Below are 16,423 nucleotides of genomic sequence, written 5' to 3' on the forward strand. Positions count from 1 at the left end.
CGACAACGCGGCCGGAGTACGGCGACATTCCCGCGCGACCTCCGGCGCGGGTGCGCGAGAGGGTCGATCAGGCCCGGTCGGGCACGTCGTCGGAGCCGGTGTGGGAGAACATGTAGGACTCCACGACCGCCAGCTCGTCCTCCACGACCTCGCCGTCGGCGAGGTGGTAGGAGCGCACCTCGGGCTCGGCGTCGGCGGTGGGGAGGCCCACGATCAGCCAGTGCTGGTCGGGGGTCCACTCCATCTGGGCGACGTCCTTGGGCGACGGGTAGGCCTCGGGCAGGCCGGTGTGCGCCACCGGGCGCCGCGGCAGCCGCGTGTGGGAGTGGACGACGAGCATGCGGCGCTCACCGGCCGCGTCCAGCTCGCGCTCCAGGCGGATGTCCTCGGCCGGGGCGAAGGCGAAGTCGCTCGCCACCTCGTCGGCGTTGGTCATCGGCACGTAGCGCTCGGGGTGCTCGCCGGTCTCGGGACCGACGAGCTGCCCGCACGACTCGACCGGGAAGTCCCGGCGGGCGTGCGCGACGATCGCATCGACGAGGTCGGACCGGAGGACGAGCACGACCCGAGGATACGCGGCCACGGCCACGGGACCGAACACCCGCCGGGCCGGAACCGCCCGTTCACGCACTCGGCACCACGGTCGGTGATCCCGGCCACGGCCTCGCGTACGGGGGTGCGTCCATACTGCCCTGCGTGCCCTCCTCCGGTCGCCGTGTCGGACTCGTCCTCGCCGCCGTGCTCGTCGTCGTCCTCGCGGTGGGGGTCACCGTCGAGGCGGTGACGCTCTCGGGTCGCCCCGCCGCGGGCGCGCCGGGCTCCGGCACGGTGCGGCTCATCGCGCTCAACGACCTGCACGGCAACCTGGAGCCGCCCTCGGGGTCCTCGGGCCGGGTGACCGACGACGCCGGCGCGCAGGTCGAGGCCGGCGGCACCGCGTTCGTCGCCGCGCACGTCGCGGCGCTGCGGGCGCAGGCCCCGGCGAGCGTGGTGCTGTCCACCGGCGACAACGTCGGCGCGTCCCCGCTGGCGTCGGCGCTGTTCCGCGACGAGCCGACCGTCGAGGTCCTGGAGCGGATCGGCGTCGCCGCGTCCGCCGCGGGGAACCACGAGTTCGACGAGGGCATCACCGAGCTGCGCCGGCTGCAGCGCGGCGGCTGCCACCCGGCCGACGGCTGCCGCTTCACCCCGTCCTACGACGGCGCGTCGTTCCCGATCCTGTCGGCGAACGTGACCGAGGGCGGGAAGCCCGCGCTCGCCGCGTCGACGGTGGTGGAGGCGGGCGGCGCCCGGATCGGCGTCATCGGAGCCACCCTGTCCGAGCTGCCCGACCTGGTCTCCCCCGACGGCATCCGCGGCCTGGAGGTCGGCGACGAGGTCGCCGCGGTCGACGCGGCGTCGCGCGAACTGACCGCGCAGGGGGTGCGGGCACAGGTGCTGCTGCTGCACCAGGGCGACGAGGCGACCGGCGACGGCGGCCCGGACGCCTGTGCGATCGAGCCCGGCGGGCCGGGGTCGCGGATCGCGGCCGCGGTGTCCGCCGACGTCGACGCGGTGTTCTCCGCGCACACCCACCAGCAGTACGTGTGCTCGGCGACCGACCCGGCCGGGAACCCGCGGCCGTTCGTGCAGGGCCTGTCGTCCGGCAGGTTGCTGTCGGTGGTCGAGCTCGCCCTGACCGGCGACGGCGACGTGGACCGCGGCGCGACGACGGCCCGCAACGAGGTCGTCACCCGCGACGTCGCGCCCGACCCGGCCGTCGCCGACATCGTCGACCGTGCGGTCGCGCAGTCGCGGCCGCTGGCCGAACGGCCGGTCGGAACGGTGACCGGGCCGCTGCTGCGTGCGGCCGCGCCGACCGGGCTGTCCCCGCTCGGCACGGTCATCGCCGACGCCCAGCTGGCGGCCTCGCGCGGTGACGGCGCACAGCTCGCGCTGACCAACCCCGGCGGGGTGCGCGCGGACCTGGTGCCCGGCCCGGGCGGGCGGGTCACCTACGGGCAGGCCTACACGGTGCAGCCCTTCGGCAACATCCTGCAGACCATGACGCTCACCGGCGCCCAGCTGCGCGCGGTGCTCGACCAGCAGTTCACCGTCGACGACGGTCCGACGGTCCTGCAGAGCTCGTCGAACCTGCGTTACACGGTGGTGGCCGGGAACCGGGTCGGTGACATCTCCATCGGCGGCGTCAAAGTCACCGACGACGGCCGCTACCGGGTCGCGACGAACAACTTCCTGTCCGCGGGCGGCGACGGCTTCGACACCTTCACCGCCGGGACCGAGCTGGTCGGCGGCCCGGTGGACCTCGACGCGTTCGTCGCCTACCTGGGCGCGAACCCGGGCCTGGCCGCGCCGTCGACCGACCGGATCGTGCGCCGCTGAGGGTCGGCCGGGCGGGTCAGAGCCCGCGGACGCGGACCCGGACCAGGGAGTCCTGCACGTAGGTCAGCCAGTGGTAGACGCCCAGGTGCTGGGCCCGCGGGTCGTCGTCGGACAGCTGCTCGGGCATGTCCTCGTTCACGTCGAGGGCGGTGCCGAGCGCGAGCCGCACGTCGTTGAGGGCGGCCAGCCAGGCGTCGACCTGGGCCTCGGTGAGTTCGAGCCGTCCGCCCGCCTCGGGCAGGGTCTCCAGGACGGTCGCCGCGGCGGTGTCCTTGGCCTCGATCAGCGACGGCTCGTGCAGCGAGCGCATCCCGCCGGCGAGGTCGGAGTCCTCGGTGGTGAAGTCCGGCAGCAGCCGGGCCAGCACCCGGTCGGTCGGCCGCGACGTCGGACCGGTGCGGATGCCGGTGAGTTCGGCGAGCTCGTCGGTGGGCGCGAGCTCGGCACGACCGGCGAGCATCTGGCGGATCTCGACGAACAGCCCCCGCAGGACGACGGCCTCCTCACCGGAGAACCCGGACGTGTAGCGGACGCGGTCGCCCCGGCCGCTGCGCTTCCAGCCGTTCACGCTCAGGCCCGCTGCATGGTGGCCCACAGGCCGGCCGCGTGGAGCTGGGCGACGTGGCCCTCCACGGTGTCCTTGTCCCCCGCCGACACCGCGGCGCGTCCCTTGTGGTGCACGTCGAGCATCAGCGCGGTGGCCTTCGCCTCGGGGTAGTGGAACACCTTCTGCAGCACGTAGGTCACGTACGACATGAGGTTGACCGGGTCGTTCCAGACGATGGCCTGCCACGGCGTGTCGGGGCCGGCGGACTCGTCCAGGTCGGGCGTGACCTGCTCGGTGGGCGCCGGGGACGGCGCTGGGGACGGCGCGGACATGCACCCCATGGTGGCACAGGAGCCGTAGGCTCCCGGCCATGACCGGCACGGCCCTGCTGACCGACCGCTACGAGCTGACGATGGTGGCGGCGGCCCTCGCCGACGGCACCGCGGAACGCCACTGCGTCTTCGAGCTGTTCGCGCGGCGCCTGCCCGACGGGCGCCGCTACGGCGTCGTCGCCGGGACGGGGCGGCTGCTGGAGGCGCTGGAGCGCTTCCGGTTCTCCGCCGCCGACCTTGAGTTCCTCGCCCCGGTCGTCGACGCGGCGACCCTGGAGCGCCTGGGCGACTACCGCTTCTCCGGTGACGTCGACGGCTACCCGGAAGGCGAGCTGTACTTCCCCGGCTCCCCCGTCCTCACCGTGACCGGCACCTTCGCCGACGCGGTGATCCTGGAGACCGTCGCCCTGTCGATCTACAACCACGACTGCGCGATCGCCTCGGCGGCGGCCCGGATGGTGACCGCGGCGGCCGGCAGGCCGCTCATCGAGATGGGCTCGCGGCGCACCCACGAGGAGGCCGCCGTGGCCTCGGCCCGGGCCGCGTACCTGGCGGGCTTCGCGACGACGTCGAACCTCGCCGCGGGCGCCCGGCACGGCATCCCGACCGCGGGCACCGCCGCGCACGCCTGGGTCCTGCTGCACGACGACGAGCCGGCCGCCTTCGCCAGCCAGGTCGCCGCGCTGGGCACCGGCACCACGCTGCTCGTCGACACCTACGACATCCGCCGCGGCATCGAGCACGCCGTGGCGGCCGCCGGGCCCGGGCTGGGTGCGGTCCGCATCGACTCGGGTGACCTCGGCGAGCTGGCCCGCCAGGCCCGCGAGCAGCTCGACGCGCTCGGCGCCACCGGCACCCGGATCGTGCTGTCCGGCGACCTCGACGAGTACGCGATCGCCTCGCTGCGCGCCGAGCCGGTCGACTCCTACGGCGTGGGGACCTCGGTGGTCACCGGGTCGGGCTCGCCGACGGCCGGGATGGTCTACAAGCTCGTCGAGGTCGACGGGCGCCCGGTGGCCAAGCGGTCGAGTGCGAAGGAGTCCCGCGGCGGGCGCAAGGCGGCGCTGCGCCGGTTCAAGCCGACCGGGACCGCGGTCGAGGAGGTCGTGTACCCCTACGGCACCGACCCGGTCCTCGGCCCGCACGACCGGGCGCTTCCGGTGCCGCTGGTGCGGGACGGGAAGGTCGTCGCCGACGACGTCGTCACCGGGCTGGAGGCCGCCCGGGAGCGGCTGCGGACGGCGCTGGTCGCCGTACCGTGGGAGGGGCTGAAGCTGTCCCGCGGCGAGCCTGCGATCCCGACCACCTTCCTCACCGGGAGCTGAGCCATGGCACGAGCGTTGATCGTCGTCGACGTCCAGAACGACTTCTGCGAGGGCGGCGCCCTCGCGGTGGCCGGCGGGGCCGCCGTGGCCGCCGGGATCGGGCCGCTCGCGACCGCCGGCCGCGACGGGCGGGTCTACGAGCACGTCGTCGCCACGAGGGACGTGCACGTGGACCCGGGGCCGCACTTCTCCGACACCCCGGACTTCGTCGACTCCTGGCCGCCCCACTGCCGCGCGGGGACGCCGGGCGCGTCGTTCCACCCGGCGCTGGACGTGGCGCCGATCGAGTGCGTCTTCGACAAGGGCGCCTACACCAGCGCCTACTCCGGGTTCGAGGGCGCCAGCGCGAACGAGTCGGGCACCCCGCTGGGCGACTGGCTGACCGAGCGCGGGGTGACCGAGGTCGACGTCGTCGGCCTGGCGACCGACCATTGCGTCCGGGCGACCGCGCTCGACGCGTCCCGGCTCGGGCTGGCGACGACGGTGCTGCTGCACCACTGCGCGGGGGTGGCCCCGGAGACGACGGAACGGGCGCTCGCCGCGCTGACCGAGGCCGGCGTGGAGCTGCGCACCGCCTGACCCCCGGGGTGCCGCGCTGGGACAGCGTGCCCATGACGATAGACGCGGCGTCGGCGCCGGACACGAACAGCGCCAACGCCCCGGCCAGCACCATGGTGGTGTTGGACAGCAGTTGGATGCCCTGGGCGACGCCGGACACCGCGGAGAGGATGAACGCCGCGGTCAGCACGACGATGATCGTCGCGAGCACGCCGGCCCCCGGCACCCCGTCGACCCCAGCCGGCGGTCTGCATGCCGCCGCCGATCTGGAACGCGCCGAGACCGAGGGACGCGGCCGAGCCGAACAGCGTCGCGACGATCGCGAGGATGTCGATCGCCCTGCCGATCGCCCCGTCGGCGGTCTTCTGCCCGATCAAGCGCCAGCGCGGCCCCGATCCCGAAGACCGTTTGGTCCGTGCGGGGGCGTTCCGGGGGTGCTCCGGGGTCCTCGGTACACGACCGGGGATCGACCGGCGTCATGACGTCTCCACCTCTGTCCGGGCGCGGGGGAAGTGCGGTCCGTACGCCGCTCCGTGAGCCGTGCGGTCCCGCGGCCGGGATCGTCGACGCGACGGGTGGACGGGGAACGGGGCCCGCCGGCCGGCCCCGGGGGGCGGCGGACGTGCGGCGATCGGCCGGGATCGACACCCGGCAGCACCTACTCCCCATCAGATACTCGAATAATATATCTGTGCACGATACTCTGAGGCCGAAGCGGTGATCAAGACCCGATCAGCCGCCCGGAGTCGGACGACACCGGAGTCGCCACCGTGCCGTCAGCAGTTCCGTCGCCCCCACCCGCGGCGACCGGTCCACACCCCGGGCCTGCACGAACACCACCGCCACGGCCCCTTGACACCGACCCGGGGGACGCGCTCCCATCGTGGTGCGCATAGAGCGACTCGTTGCTTGTTACGCAACAGTTTCCGATATTTCTCGTGTGTTTCCGCGGCCCCGATCGGCGCCGTCGTCATCGCGTCGGAATCCCACTGCAGGAGTTGATCCGCTGTGCCGCAACGTTTCCACCGTGACCGCACGCCGGTCGCCTCCGGCGCCCGGCCGTCACGCGGGCCCCCGGTCCCGCGGCACCGGCCCCCGTCACACCCGATGCCGTCGCACCGATCCCGCGCTCGGCCCGCCGGGCACACACCCGTCGACGGCACCCGACCTCGCGTCAGACCCGCAGCCGCACGCCCGACCGTCGCCCACGAGGAGTACCGCCATGACGACCGGCGAGTTGTCGATCCCCGCCACCGAGGGGCAGAGCCTCCCGGACAGCCTGCGAGAGACCCTCGCCGGCCACTACTACACCGACCCCGCGATCTTCCGGGCCGAGCAGGACAACATCTTCCACACGACGTGGTTCTGCGCGGTGCTGGCCACGGACCTGGACAAGCCCGGCGCGTTCGAGACCGTCCGGATCGGACGGGAGAGCGTGATCGTCACGCGGGCCAGGGACTACTCCGTGCGGGCCTACCTCAACGTCTGCCGGCACCGCGGCGCGCGGCTGTGCACGGAGGACAAGGGCGAGGTCAAGCGCTCCTTCCAGTGTCCGTACCACGCCTGGACCTACGGCCTGGACGGCAAGCTCGTCGCGGCGCCGAACCTCAGCTCGATGCCCGACGTCGACAAGGTCGAGTACGGCCTGCACACCGTGCACGTCCGCGAGTGGCTGGGCTACGTCTGGCTGAGCCTGGCCGAGGTGCCGCCCTCGTTCACCGAGACGGTGATCGGTGACGTCACCACCCGGCTCGGCTCGCCGGACGCGATCGTCGGCTACGACGTCGAGAACCTGAAGCTCGGCCGGCGCATCTCCTACGACGTCAAGGCGAACTGGAAGCAGATCGTCGAGAACTTCATGGAGTGCTACCACTGCGCGACGATCCACCCCGAGCTCACCGAGGTGCTGCCCGAGTTCGCCGACGGCCTCGCCGCCCAGTACTTCGTCGGGCACGGCGCCGAGTTCGGCGAGGAGATCAAGGGGTTCACCGTCGACGGCTCGGAGGGGCTCGCCCGCATCCCGGGCGTCGCCCAGGAGCAGGACCGCCGCTACTACGCCATCACCGTGCGGCCGTCGGTGTTCATCAACCTGGTCCCCGACCACGTGGTGTTCCATCGCATGTTCCCGCTGACCGCCGAGCGGACCCTGGTCGTCTGCGACTGGCTCTACCTGCCCGAGGTCGTCGACTCCGGCGCCGACATCGACCGCTCGGTGGAGCTGTTCCACCGGGTCAACGTCCAGGACTTCGACGCCTGCGAGCGCTGTCAGGTCGCGATGGACTCGCGCTCCTACGAGAAGGGCGGCGTGCTCGTGCCCAGCGAGCACCACATCGGCGAGTTCCACGACTGGGTGCGCGACCGGGTGGGCTGACCCCCGCTCCGGCCCGCACCACCACGACCGCCCCGCCCGGCCCGCCGGCGCGGGGCGGTCGCGCACCCCCTTCCCCTTCCCCTTCCCCTTCCCGTCACCGGCACCGGCACCGGCAGGAGCGCACGGACGCCGTGGCACCCCACCAGAACGCGTGGCACCCCACGCACCGGGTGCCGCGAGACGCGCGGCGTCGCCGAGCCGGCCGGCGGCAGGCGAGGCACGACGGAGAGAGCGCGGAACGGCCCCGCCCCCGCGGTGCGGGGACGGGGCCGTGGGCTCGCGGAGCGGGCGCTACCGGAAGACGACCGTGCTGCCGCCGGTCAGCAGCACCCGGCGCTCGCAGTGCCAGCGGACCGCGCGGGACAGGGCGAGCGCCTCGGCGTCGCGGCCGACCATCTGCAGGGCCTTCGGATCGTAGGAGTGGTCGATCCGGATCACCTCCTGCTCGATGATCGGGCCCTCGTCCAGGTCCGGGGTCACGTAGTGCGCCGTGGCGCCGACCTGCTTCACACCGCGCGCGTAGGCCTGGTGGTAGGGACGGGCACCCGTGAAGCCGGGCAGGAACGAGTGGTGGATGTTGATCGCCCGGCCCTCGAGGGCCTTGCAGGTCTCGTCGGAGAGCACCTGCATGTAGCGGGCCAGCACGACCAGCTCGGCGTCGTAGGCGTCGACCAGCGACAGCAGCTGCGCCTCGGCCTCGGGCTTGGTCTCGGCGGTGACCGGGACGTGCACGAACGGCAGGCCGGCGGCCTCGGCCATCGGGCGCAGGTCGGGATGGTTGGACACGACCGCGACGATGTCGGCGCCCAGGCTGCCCGCCCGCCACCGGAAGATCAGGTCGTTGAGGCAGTGGCCCAGCTTGGAGACCATGACCAGGATCCGGGCGGGGGCGCCGTCGTGGAAGGTGAACGTCATCCCGAACTCGGCCGCGACCGCCTCGAAGTCCCGGCTGATCGCGTCGAGGTCCACGTCGTGCTCCGCGCCGACCCGGGTGCGCAGGTGGAGCCGGCCGCGCAGCGGGTCGTCGAACTGCTGGTACTCGCCGATGTCGCAGCCGTGCTCGAACAGGAAGGCGCTGACCGCGCGCACGATGCCGGTGCGGTTCGGGCAGCTCAGGGTCAGGATGAAGGAACGGGACACGGCGGCCTCTCCTCGGTCGGACGCGGTCCGCGGAAACCGCGGCACGGCGTAAACAGTGCATTGATATATCAGTCTTGGTCAAGAGGTGTGGGCACGTCCGCTGACTGTTAGGCACGTCCGTCGCGTTAATATGGGACCGTGACCGCTCTTCCCGACGACGCCGAGCCGGAGTACACGTCCCTCGCCGACAAGGCGTACACGGTGATCCGGGATCGGCTGATCATGCTCGACATCCCGCCGATGACGGCCATCGACGACGTCGCCCTCGCGAAGTCCCTCGAGGTCGGTCGCACCCCCGTCCGGGAGGCGCTCAAGCGGCTCGAGATCGACCGGCTGGTCGTCTCCTACCCGCGCCGAGGGACGTTCGCGACCGGCGTGGACATCACCGACCTCGCCTACATCTCCGAGATCCGTGTGCAGCTCGAGCCGCTCGCCGCGCGCCGTGCCGCCGAGTACTCCGGCCCCGCGATCCGGGCCGACCTCGCCGAGCTGGCCGACACGATCGACCGGATCGACGTGCGCACCCTGGACCGCGACGAGCTGATGCGCTGGGACCTGCACGTCCACCGGACGATCTACTCCGCAGCGGCCAACCCGCACCTCGAGGACACCCTGATCCGCTACGACAACCTGGCGACCCGGATCTTCTGCCTGTTCCTGGACCGGATGACGCACTTCGACCAGCACGTCGGCGAGCACTCGGGCCTGCTGCGGGCCATCGCGGGGCAGCAGGCCGACGAGGCCGCCGACCGGGCCCGGGCGCACGTCATCGGGTTCGAGAAGGCCGTCCGCGAGGTCGTCTGAGCCTCCGCGCGCCCGCTCAGACGTGGGGCGGGTGGGTCATCGGCGGATCTGCTCCCGTACGTCGTCGGTCACCGTGTCGGCCCGGCGCAGCAGGTCGTCGACGCCGGTCAGTGCCGCGGACAGCTCGTCGCGCGCCGGCGGGTCGGTGAGGCCGCCAGGTTGATCTCGACGTCGAGCCGGGCGGTGCCGGCCGCGGCCCGGGCGGCGTCGGCCGCGGCTCCCCCGTCGCTGATCACGTGGGGGTTGCCGATCGGCCGCAGCCGCTCGGCGAGGTCGCCCACCTGCTCCGCGGCGCGGATGACCTGCGCCGGGATCCGTCCCGCCTCGACCAGTGCGGCGGCGATCGCCGCGGTGCGGGCCCGACCCGCCTCCTCGGTGTCGCGCGAGCGTGTAGGCCGCGCCGAACGCGCGGGCGTCGTCCTCGGCGAGTCCGAGGCCGGTGATGCGCAGCGCGTCGGCCCGGTTGCGGATGTCGAGCACGGTGTCGGTGTGCCCGGCGTCTCGCTCGCCGTCGGTGTGGCGGGCGACCATGCCGAGCAGGGCGGCGGCCTGCGCGAGGTGCTGGCCCGCCGTCGCGCCGCCGCCCGGGGCGGGGACGCGGGCGGCCAGGTCCCAGAGGAACCGGTCGAGGGTGTCGGAACGCATGGGGTCCTTCCGTGCGGCGGTGCGACGGGGGTGGCACGTCGGGGCCCGGGGCCCCGGGGGGGCCGGCCCCGGGCCGTGCGGGTCAGCGCCGGATGCGGCTCATCTCCGGGTCGAACAGCGGCTCGGCCGCGACCGAGGCGCGGATCCGCCGGTCGAAGTACTGGATCTCGACCCCTCCCCCGACCGGCAGCCCGGCGGGCAGCCAGGCGTAGGCGACCGGGGTCCCCAGGGTGTAGGCGTACGCCGCGGAGGTGACGTAGCCGGCGGGCTCGCCGTCGACGAACACCGCCTCGTGGCCGAGGACGACGCTGCGGCCGTCGTCGATCGTGAGGCAGGTCAGCCTGCGGGTGACGGCGTCGGGGTCGATCTTCTCGACGGCTGCGCGGCCCACGAAGTCGCCCTTGGTGTGCGGGCGGACCGCGAAACCGAGACCGGCCTCGTACGGGTTGTGCTCGGTGGACATGTCCGCGCCCCAGGAGCGGTAGCCCTTCTCCAGCCGCAGGCTGTTGAACGCCGCGCGCCCGGCCGCGACGACGCCGAGCGGGCGCCCGGCCTCGTACAGCACGTCCCACAGCTTCCGGCCGTACTCGGCGCTGGTGTAGATCTCCCAGCCGAGCTCGCCGACGTAGGACAGCCGCATCGCCGTCACCGGGATGCCGGCGATGTGCGCGGACTTCGCGCGGAAGTACTTCAGCCCCTCGTGGGAGAAGTCGTCGCCCGACAGCGGCTGCACCAGGTCGCGGGCCAGCGGGCCCCAGACGCCGATGCAGCAGGTACCGCCGGTGATGTCGCGGACGACCACCGAGTGGTCGTCGGGCAGCGCACGCCGCAGATGGTCGAGGTCGAGGTGGGAGTTCGCGCCGACCTGGAACAGCTGCTCGCCCAGCCGGGCGACGGTGAGGTCGCTGCGGACGCCGCCGGCCTCGTCGAGCATGAGGGTGTAGGTGACGGCGCCGACGGACTTGTCCATCGTGCCGGTGGTCAGGCCCTCCAGGAACGCGCACGCACCCGGCCCGGACACCTCCAGGCGCTTCAGCGGGGTCATGTCGTACATCGCGACCGCGGTGCGGGTCAGCCACGCCTCGACCGCGACGACCGGCGAGTGGAACATCGCCGACCACGCGTCGCGGGACGGGGCACGCCACTCGGCGGGCAGGTCCTTCGCCAGCACCGCGTTGGCCTCGTACCAGTGCGGACGTTCCCAGGCGTGGGACTCCAGGAAGAACGCCCCGAGCTCGCGCTGGCGGTCCACGAACGGGCTGGTCCGCAGGTCGCGCGGGGACAGCTTCGGCTGCAGCGGGTGCAGCACGTCGTAGATCTCGATGAAGTTCTGCTGCGAGGTCTCGTCGACGTAGGCGTCGGTGGTCTCGACCTCGTCGAAGCGGTGCACGTCGCAGCCGTGCAGGTCGAGCTCGCTGCGGCCCTCGACGAGCAGCTGCGCGACCGAGCGGGCGACGCCGGAGGAGTGGGTGACCCACACGGCCTCGGCGATCCAGAAGCCGGCGACGTCGGCGGACTCGCCGATCAGCGGGCCGCCGTCGGGGGTGAAGGAGAAGACCCCGTTGAAGCCGTGCTCGATCGTGGAACGCTGCAGACCGGGCAGCAGCTGCGTGCTCTGCTCCCACTGCAGCGCGAAGTCGTCGGAGGTGAAGGGCAGCATCGAGGGCTGGGTGCGCTCGCCTACCTCGCCGTCGCCGACCTCGGGCAGGTCGGAGATCGACACCGGCATCGGGCGGTGGGCGTAGGAGCCGATGCCGATGCAGTCGTTGTGCTCGCGGTAGTAGAGGTCGGCGTCCTGGTGGCGCAGGATCGGCAGCCGCGCCTCGATCAGCTCGTCGTTGCGGCCGACGAGCTGCTCGACCTGGGTGGTGCGGGCGTACTGGTGGGCCAGGGGCAGCAGCGGCACCCGCATCCCGACGAGCTTTCCGAGCTCGCGGCCCCAGAACCCGGCGCAGGACACGACGATGTCGGCGGGGACGGTCTCGCCGTCGGCGGTCTCGACGCCGGTGACCCGGCCGCCGGACTGCGCGATGCCGGTGACGCGCACCGAGCCGCGGAAGACCGCACCGCGGGACTCGGCACGCCGGGCCAGCGCGACGACCGCGCGGGCCGCCTTGGCCAGGCCGTCGGTGGGGGTGTGCAGGCCGCCGAGGACCTGGTCGGCGTCGAGCAGCGGGTGCAGCCGCGCGCACTCGGCGGCGTCCACGACCGACGCCGGGACCCCGCGGGAGACCGCCCAGCCCCGCTTGCGGTGCAGGTCGGCGAGCCGCTCCGGGGTGGTCGCGACCTCCAGGCCGCCGACCTGGTTGAAGCACCAGCCGCCGTCGACGTCCAGGCTCTTCAGCTTCTCGACGGTGTAGGTCGCGAACGCGGTCATGGTCTTCGACCCGGTGGTCTGGAAGACCAGGCCGGGGGCGTGCGAGGTGGAACCGCCGGTCAGCGGCAGCGGCCCCTGGTCCAGGACGGTGACGTCGGTCCAGCCGCGGGTGGTGAGCTCGTCGGCCAGGTTCGCCCCGACGATCCCGGCTCCGATGATGACGACACGGGGGGTCATGGTGGTCTCCTTCTGCGTGGTCGTCGGGCGGGTCAGCCGGCGAGGGCCGGCGACGCGGCGGGGTCGGCGGCGGGGTCGTCGCGGAACTCCTGGGCGGCGTCGAGCAGCCAGTCGGCGAGGTGGCCGGCGAACGAGCTGCGGACGTGCACGTCGAGGACCGCTCCCCCGTCGGCGTCGGCGGCGGCGTCACGGGCCAGGAGGAGCACCCCCGCCCCGCCGAGCAGCGTCTGGGCGCTGCGCCCGGCCGGGAACGAGCGCGGGTGCAGGTCCAGCGAGCAGCCGAAGGACAGCAGCTCGCGGGCCAGGCGCCCACCGATCCGCAGCACGACCCGCTGGGCGGAGGTGTCGACGGCGGCGCCGCCTGCCTCCCCGGCGACGAGCGCGCGCAGCGCCGCCTCGGAGACCGCGGCGTTCCCGGAGCGGCTGGTGACCAGCCACTCGTCGGGTCCGAGCCAGACGACCTCGCCGTCACCGGCGGCGACCCAGGTGTTCGCACCTGTCGGCAGCGCGGTGCCGAGCGCGGCGTCGACACCGGCGCGGGCCGGGCCCGCCGGGTCGAGACGCAGGGTCACCGACTGCGCGGTCGGCAGGACCTCGACCGAGAGGCCGCCGTCGGTGTCCCGGGCGAGCCCGGTCAGTGCCGTGGCGTGGGTGTCGAGCGGGTGCGTGGTGGCGAGCTCAGCCGTCACGGCGGGCTCCTTCCGGGTCGACGAGGACGGGTCCGGTGATCTCGACCGGGACCAGCGCCCCCTGGTGCGGGACGTGCACGACGTCGCCGATGCGGTCGCGCCCGCCCTCGAGCAGGGCCAGCGCGAACGGCCGCTCCAGCTCCGCGGACAGGTAGCTGGACGTGACGTGGCCGAGCATCGGGACCGGCGGCGGGGGCAGGGTGCCGTCGGGCGAGAACTCCACGATCTGCGCCCCCTCGGGCAGCCGGGTGCCGCGGTCGGTGGGGAGCAGCCCGACCAGGTGCTTGCGCATCGGGTCGGTGTTGGAGGCGCGGGCGAAGGAGCGCTTGCCGACGAAGTCGACCTTCTTCTTCGACACCGCCCAGCTCATCCCCAGGTCGTGCGGGGAGACGGTGCCGTCGGTGTCCTGCCCGATGATCGGGTAGCCCTTCTCGGCGCGCAGCACGTGCATCGTCTCGGTGCCGTAGGGGGTGATGCCGTACGGCTCGCCGGCCGCGACCAGCCGCTCCCACACGGCCAGGCCGTACCGGGAGTCGACGTTGACCTCGAACGCCAGCTCGCCGGAGAAGGAGATCCGGGCCAGCCGGACCGGCACCCCGTCGAGCTCGGTGTCGCGCCAGGTCATGAACTCGAACGCCGCGGCGGAGGCGTCGACACCGGGGAACACTGCGGAGATCACGTCGCGCGAGCGGGGCCCGACGACCGGGAACACCGCCCAGTGCTCGGTGACCGACGTGAGGTTCACCTTCAGGTGCGGGACCTCGGTCTGGCGCCAGTCCTCCAGGTGGCCGAGCACCGAGGCGGCGCCGCCGGTGGTCGTGGTGAGCAGGAACCGGTCCTCGGCGATGCGGAGCACGGTGCCGTCGTCGGTGACCATGCCGTCGTTGCCGCACATGACGCCGTAGCGGACGCGGCCGACCTTCAGGCTGCTCATCAGGTTCGTGTAGACGAGGTCGAGGAACGTGTCCGCGTCCGGGCCCTGGACGTCGATCTTGCCGAGCGTGGAGCCGTCCATGATCGCGACGTCGCGGCGGGCCGCGGCGCACTCGCGCAGCACCGCGGCATCCATGTCCTCACCGGCCCGCGGGAAGTGGCGGGGCCGCTTCCACTGGCCGACGTCCTCGAACACCGCGCCGTGTGCGACGTGCCACGGGTGCACCGCGGTGGTGCGGACCGGGTCGAACAGGTCCCCACGCTCGCGGCCGGCGAGCGCGGCGAACGACACCGGGGTGTAGGGCGGGCGGAACGTGGTGGTCCCGAGGTCGCCCGCCGGGCGGCCCAGCAGCTCCGAGGTGATCCCGGAGGCGATGGTGCCGGAGGTCTTGCCCTGGTCGTGGGCGGTGCCGATGGTGGTGTAGCGCTTCACGTGCTCCACCGAGCGGAGCCCGGCGCCGACGGCCCGCTCGATGTCGGCGACGGTCGCGTCCCGCTGGACGTCGACGAACTGGCGCGCGGAGTCACCCGCGGTGCGCCACAGCACCAGGCCGGGGGTGCGCGCGGGCTCCGGGGCGCAGCTCGGGGCGTCGCCGCCCGCGCCCTCGGCCAGGCAGCCCGCCAGGTCGAGGATACCGTTCGCGGCGCCGACGACCTCGGTGCCCGCGATCGCGGCGCCGGGCCGGAACGCGCCCAGGCCGGCGTCGAAGACGAGCTGTCCGCGCACGTGGCTGAACAGGTGCGCGGTGGGCGTCCAGCCACCGGAGACCAGCAGCAGGTCGCACGCCAGCACCTCGGTGCCGTCGCCGGTCGCGACGTGCGCGGCGGACACCCGGCCCGCGGCGTCGCCGTCGGAGCCGACGACGGTGGCGCCGGCCGTCACGGTCGCCCCGGCCTCGGTGCACTCCCGCGCGCGCTCGGTGGGCGGCGTGGCGCGGGCGTCGACGAGGGTGACGCGCGCCCCGGCCCCGGCCAGGTCGGCGGCGGCGAGGTAGGCGGCGTCGTCGGTGGTGAACACGACGACCTCGCGTCCGGCGAGCACGCCGTAGCGGTGCAGGTACTCCCGCGCCGCGGACGCGAGCATGACACCCGGCCGGTCGTTGTCGGCGAACACCACGGGGCGCTCGATCGCGCCGGTCGCGACGACGACCCGCCCGGCCCGGATCCGGTGCACCCGCTGGCGGGACCGGTGGGTGGGGGCGGCCGCGCCGAGGTGGTCGGTGCGCCGCTCCAGGGCCAGGACGAACCCGTCGTCGTAGTGGCCGAAGGCGGTGGTGCGCTGCAGGTGGCGCACCTCGGGGTTCTCCGCGAGCTCGGCGACGACGTCGGCGACCCAGCGGTGCGCGGCGCGCCCGTCGATCCGGTCGGTCGGGACGAGCGCGCCACCGGCCTCCGGACGGTCGTCGACGAGCACCACGCGGTCGCCGCGGCGGGCCGCGGTGCGCGCGGCGAGCAGCCCGGCCGGGCCGGCGCCGATCACCAGGGTGTCGCAGTGGGCGTGGCGACGGTCGTAGCGCGCGGTGTCGGGCACCGTCGCGAGCCGGCCCTGACCGTTCAGGCCGCGGGCGACCAGGCCCTCGTGGAGCTCGACGGTGGCGGCCTGCAGCATCGGCTCGGGGAACGGCTCCTCGATCTGCACGAGGCCGACGGGGTCCTCGGTCCAGGCCCCGCCGATGCCGCGCGGGCGGCCGAGCTTGACCGACCCGCCGAGCACGCGCACGCCGTGTGCGAGCAGCGCCGAGGCCAGCGTGTCGCCCGGGTGCCCGGAGTAGTTCTCGCCGTCGAAGACGAAGTTCAGGGTGCGGGTCCGGTCGATGCGACCGTAACCGTCGACGCGGGTCATGCTCGGGCCCCCGGGATCTGCGGCCGGACCCCGCCCATCGGGTAGACGGCGAGGAACCGGTAGGTGTGGGTGTCACGGACGGCGTTGAACCAGCGGCGGCAGCCGGCGGAGTGGCTCCAGCGCTCGGCGTGCGGGCCCTTCGGGTTGTCCCGGAAGAACACGTAGTGCGCCCACTGCTCGTCGTCGAGCTCGGCCGGCGCGGCCGGGTACTCGACGTGGGCCTGGCCGCCGTAGTGGAACTCGACCTCCTCGCGGGGGCCGCACCAGGGGCAGTCGATGAGTTGCACGGTGGTGGCTCCT

14 protein-coding genes and 2 pseudogenes are annotated in these 16,423 nt (G+C 73.7%); 5 read left to right on the top strand and 11 right to left on the bottom strand.

Going from position 1 to position 16,423, the window contains the following annotated elements; translation table 11 throughout:
* Positions 1 to 67: 67 nt before the first annotated feature.
* Positions 68 to 562 carry a Mov34/MPN/PAD-1 family protein gene (locus DMP15_RS24240; RefSeq protein WP_073576293.1) on the bottom strand — a complete coding sequence of 165 codons (495 nt, stop codon included), beginning with the start codon at positions 560 to 562 and terminating at the stop codon, positions 68 to 70.
* Positions 563 to 696: 134 nt separating this feature from the next.
* Here DMP15_RS24240 and DMP15_RS24245 point away from each other — a divergent pair, with 134 nt between their 5' ends.
* Entirely contained in the window at positions 697 to 2,382 is a 1,686-nt protein-coding gene (locus tag DMP15_RS24245) for a 5'-nucleotidase C-terminal domain-containing protein (protein WP_083658728.1), read from the top strand.
* A gap of 16 nt (positions 2,383 to 2,398) precedes the next feature.
* Here DMP15_RS24245 and DMP15_RS24250 read toward each other — a convergent pair whose 3' ends face one another.
* Entirely contained in the window at positions 2,399 to 2,950 is a 552-nt protein-coding gene (locus tag DMP15_RS24250; protein WP_073576171.1) for a DUF2017 domain-containing protein, read from the bottom strand.
* A 2-nt stretch (positions 2,951 to 2,952) separates the two neighbouring features.
* Positions 2,953 to 3,261, bottom strand: a complete 309-nt coding sequence (gene clpS, locus DMP15_RS24255; protein ID WP_060710877.1) for an ATP-dependent Clp protease adapter ClpS — start codon at positions 3,259 to 3,261, stop codon at positions 2,953 to 2,955.
* 38 nt (positions 3,262 to 3,299) lie between these two features.
* Between clpS and DMP15_RS24260 the strand changes: the two genes are divergently transcribed.
* Together DMP15_RS24260 and DMP15_RS24265 are read left to right on the top strand one after the other, a co-directional pair.
* Positions 3,300 to 4,586 carry a nicotinate phosphoribosyltransferase gene (locus tag DMP15_RS24260; RefSeq protein WP_337826484.1) on the top strand — a complete coding sequence of 429 codons (1,287 nt, stop codon included), beginning with the start codon at positions 3,300 to 3,302 and terminating at the stop codon, positions 4,584 to 4,586.
* Between the two features lie 3 nt (positions 4,587 to 4,589).
* The gene (locus DMP15_RS24265) at positions 4,590 to 5,165 is read left to right on the top strand and encodes an isochorismatase family protein (protein WP_179760894.1); all 576 of its coding nucleotides are present in this window, start codon (positions 4,590 to 4,592) and stop codon (positions 5,163 to 5,165) included.
* Positions 5,166 to 5,226: 61 nt separating this feature from the next.
* Here the strand turns inward: DMP15_RS24265 and DMP15_RS24270 are convergent.
* Positions 5,227 to 5,521 (bottom strand): annotated as a pseudogene (locus DMP15_RS24270) (BCCT family transporter); the annotation flags it as partial.
* Between the two features lie 845 nt (positions 5,522 to 6,366).
* Between DMP15_RS24270 and DMP15_RS24275 the strand changes: the two are divergent.
* The gene (locus DMP15_RS24275; RefSeq protein WP_100879827.1) at positions 6,367 to 7,515 is read left to right on the top strand and encodes an aromatic ring-hydroxylating oxygenase subunit alpha; all 1,149 of its coding nucleotides are present in this window, start codon (positions 6,367 to 6,369) and stop codon (positions 7,513 to 7,515) included.
* A gap of 291 nt (positions 7,516 to 7,806) precedes the next feature.
* Here the strand turns inward: DMP15_RS24275 and purU are convergent, their stop codons facing one another.
* Positions 7,807 to 8,655, bottom strand: coding sequence for a formyltetrahydrofolate deformylase (gene purU, locus DMP15_RS24280; RefSeq protein WP_100879826.1), 849 nt, complete (start codon positions 8,653 to 8,655; stop codon positions 7,807 to 7,809).
* Positions 8,656 to 8,793: 138 nt separating this feature from the next.
* Here purU and DMP15_RS24285 point away from each other — a divergent pair, with 138 nt between their 5' ends.
* Entirely contained in the window at positions 8,794 to 9,459 is a 666-nt protein-coding gene (locus DMP15_RS24285) for a GntR family transcriptional regulator (RefSeq protein ID WP_100879825.1), read from the top strand.
* 107 nt (positions 9,460 to 9,566) lie between these two features.
* Here DMP15_RS24285 and DMP15_RS24290 read toward each other — a convergent pair whose 3' ends face one another.
* From DMP15_RS24290 to DMP15_RS24315, 6 genes and pseudogenes are all read right to left on the bottom strand, one after another.
* On the bottom strand, positions 9,567 to 9,803 hold the full coding sequence (locus tag DMP15_RS24290) for a cyclodeaminase/cyclohydrolase family protein (RefSeq protein ID WP_337826716.1): 237 nt from the start codon (positions 9,801 to 9,803) through the stop codon (positions 9,567 to 9,569).
* A 64-nt stretch (positions 9,804 to 9,867) separates the two neighbouring features.
* Positions 9,868 to 10,104 (bottom strand): annotated as a pseudogene (locus DMP15_RS24295) (cyclodeaminase/cyclohydrolase family protein); the annotation flags it as partial.
* Between the two features lie 82 nt (positions 10,105 to 10,186).
* Entirely contained in the window at positions 10,187 to 12,658 is a 2,472-nt protein-coding gene (locus DMP15_RS24300; RefSeq protein ID WP_100879824.1) for a GcvT family protein, read from the bottom strand.
* A gap of 32 nt (positions 12,659 to 12,690) precedes the next feature.
* Entirely contained in the window at positions 12,691 to 13,347 is a 657-nt protein-coding gene (locus DMP15_RS24305) for a sarcosine oxidase subunit gamma (protein ID WP_100879823.1), read from the bottom strand.
* Positions 13,337 to 16,123, bottom strand: a complete 2,787-nt coding sequence (locus tag DMP15_RS24310) for a 2Fe-2S iron-sulfur cluster-binding protein (RefSeq protein WP_100879822.1) — start codon at positions 16,121 to 16,123, stop codon at positions 13,337 to 13,339. The genes DMP15_RS24305 and DMP15_RS24310 overlap by 11 nt, the downstream gene beginning before the upstream one ends.
* Positions 16,120 to 16,410, bottom strand: coding sequence for a sarcosine oxidase subunit delta (locus DMP15_RS24315; protein WP_100879821.1), 291 nt, complete (start codon positions 16,408 to 16,410; stop codon positions 16,120 to 16,122). The genes DMP15_RS24310 and DMP15_RS24315 overlap by 4 nt, the downstream gene beginning before the upstream one ends.
* Between the last annotated feature and the right edge of the window lie 13 nt (positions 16,411 to 16,423).

It is taken from the genome of Pseudonocardia sp. UM4_GMWB1, assembly GCF_017312155.1.
Taxonomy (GTDB): Bacteria; Actinomycetota; Actinomycetes; order Mycobacteriales; family Pseudonocardiaceae; genus Pseudonocardia; species Pseudonocardia alni.